Consider the following 2,409-nt stretch of genomic DNA (forward strand, 5'->3'; position numbering starts at 1 on the left):
ATCATGTTCTTGACGTAGTCGGCGTGGCCCGGGCAGTCAACGTGTGCGTAGTGGCGGTTAGCCGTTTCGTACTCGATGTGCGCGGTGTTAATCGTAATACCGCGTGCCTTTTCTTCCGGTGCAGCGTCGATTTCGTCGTACTTCTTGGCCTGACCGCCGAACTTCGACGACAGAACCGTAGCGATAGCAGCCGTCAGGGTGGTCTTGCCATGGTCAACGTGACCGATGGTGCCGACGTTCACGTGCGGCTTAGTCCGCTCGAATTTTTCCTTTGCCATTTCAGACTCCTAACGGGTTATCTATTGCCGAGTTGCTCGGCATGTTGATTGCCGCGCTTTCACTATCTTTTGGTGCCCATGGGCAGGATCGAACTGCCGACCTCTCCCTTACCAAGGGAGTGCTCTACCACTGAGCCACATGGGCGAATCCTGTACTGCAACTTCGTCTGCGCGTCACCTGGAGCGGGTGAAGGGAATCGAACCCTCGTCATAAGCTTGGAAGGCTTCTGCTCTACCATTGAGCTACACCCGCTTGGATTTCGACTCTCGCCACTTGGTAACAAGCGCCGGGAACTCTTGTTTCCGGCGCTCATCACTTCCGCATTCTGGTGGAGGAGGTTGGATTCGAACCAACGTAGGCGTAAGCCAACAGATTTACAGTCTGCCCCCTTTAGCCACTCGGGCACCCCTCCGCAGAGAATTTGCAATTATGGAGATGTCCCCCCGCCTTGTCAACACCTTCCACGCATTAAATATGCAGTTTTTGTGCCTGCGGCTCACCAAAATTTCGATGTATGCGGCAAGTTGTTGATTTTTCGGGATATCGGAAAGATGGGAAGGTACTCGTTTGCATCGTTAAGCGCCAGCAAACAGGCGCCGGCGCCATACGTCGAGATGGCGATTGAGACTATCTCGCCCCATATGGAATTCGCGACGCAGTTTCTGGGTGAGAGATCGCTTTGCCTTCTGCCGGCCGATGATCGTCGTACCGAGGTCGTCGCCCCGGTCCACCACGATATCCGGCGACATCGAGATCATGCGAATTCCATGCTCCCAATTACGATTGATCATGTCGTCAACAGGGTGAATCATGCGCCTTCCGTACCCCAGGAGCGCCAATGCAGCCTCCCGACGAATCAGGTAGCCCTGCGTCCCGCCGGGCTGCTTGCGATGATCGTGAAGTAGGCTACCGTCTGGCAGCTGCTCAACCTTCCAACGCCCCGCAGATCCCCCGTCTTTCAGTCGCAGGATACCCCACCGCACGGAAGCCTCCAGTGCCAATACCAGACGACTGCCGAAATCGGGCGCCAGATCGACGTCGTCCTCCAGTACGCACCAGGCGTCATCACTCGAGCACGCAAGTTCTTCCCAGATTCGGTAATGGCTGTCATAGCAACCGACCTCTCCGAGCGTCAGGTGACTGGCATACGTTCTCAGACGAGCCGTCACATCGTATGTCGCAGGATATTCCGACATGCGCTCCGCATCGAAGAACCGAAACGGAACGCCGGCCTTCTCTAGTTGCCCAGTGATATGGGCACGACGATCATGGCTGTCGATCAGCGACACGACGACCACTGGCGGCAGTTTTAGCTCCGAAACGAACATCTTGCTATCCCCGTTTTTTTTCAGCCTCCGAAACTAGATGGACGTCTCGGTTTGGTATTCAAAACGGGCATAGCATAAGCGCCAAATATGTCGCATTGCGCTTAACGTCATTAATTTGGGCTCACGCTGACAGACAGGGGATTGTCAGCGGGGGCACTTCCCCCACATCAAGTCTCTTGTCGCACAAGCGAAGGAAATGCCCCGAAAGGGTTGCGCATACTGGCTCAGCCAGAGAATAAAGATGCCTGACTGCGACACTGGAATACGAGAGATCCCCCCTCTCGAATTCATCAAGGTGAATTCGCTATGATCCTGCGATGAGCCAAACAACGCGAGGACTGATGCTCCGCTTCTGAGGGCTTAATCCGGTCACGCAAGAAGCCGTCGGCAAGCACCTGCTTGCATATTCGATGGCGAGCGATATCAAAGCCAGAATTAATCCACCGAGGAGGGGCCAGGTGCGCTCAGCAGAATCATCCGATCAGAGATCAGGTAGACCGTCATCGACGCTGGAACGTCAGGTTGTCCGCCGAGCACCTGGTTTCAATGAAACGCAGCGCGTCGTCTTCTTTCGGAAGTTGTGTGGTGAGGCTTCTGAGAGCCGTCAGCCGCCAGTGCGCGCCAAGCGCTGAAGTTATCGCGTCATTCAGGCCAGCAGGACTTTAACGCTGCGGGGACCTTGATACACAACCGACGTCGAGCGAGACGATATCAAGTGATTCAGTGCAGCATCGTCGAAGCGTGCGAAGCATCGCCATCGAGGCACCCGACGCGCCTCAGAAGCGGCGATCAACACGAGTTA

The 2,409-nt window shown here is 55.5% G+C and carries 2 protein-coding genes and 3 tRNA genes; all 5 read right to left on the bottom strand.

What is annotated here, in order from left to right; all coding sequences use genetic code 11:
- A partial coding sequence (locus A9762_RS26915; RefSeq protein WP_240493730.1) for a GTP-binding protein occupies positions 1-278 on the bottom strand: 278 nt, incomplete at its 3' end.
- A 70-nt stretch (positions 279-348) separates the two neighbouring features.
- A tRNA-Thr gene (locus A9762_RS26920) sits at positions 349-423 on the bottom strand.
- Positions 424-457: 34 nt separating this feature from the next.
- Positions 458-531 (bottom strand) — tRNA-Gly (locus A9762_RS26925).
- Positions 532-605: 74 nt separating this feature from the next.
- Positions 606-691: transfer RNA gene (locus A9762_RS26930), tRNA-Tyr, on the bottom strand.
- A gap of 163 nt (positions 692-854) precedes the next feature.
- Complete coding sequence (locus tag A9762_RS26935) at positions 855-1,607, bottom strand: glycosyltransferase family 25 protein (RefSeq protein WP_069345039.1); 753 nt, start codon at positions 1,605-1,607, stop codon at positions 855-857.
- Between the last annotated feature and the right edge of the window lie 802 nt (positions 1,608-2,409).

Source organism: Pandoraea sp. ISTKB (assembly GCF_001721285.1).
Taxonomy (GTDB): Bacteria; Pseudomonadota; Gammaproteobacteria; order Burkholderiales; family Burkholderiaceae; genus Pandoraea; species Pandoraea capi.

Excerpts from the sequence above, each read along its gene's own strand:
- A9762_RS26935 (WP_069345039.1), bottom strand. The coding sequence starts at position 1,607 with ATGTTCGTTTCGGAGCTAAAACTGCCGCCAGTGGTCGTCGTGTCGCTG.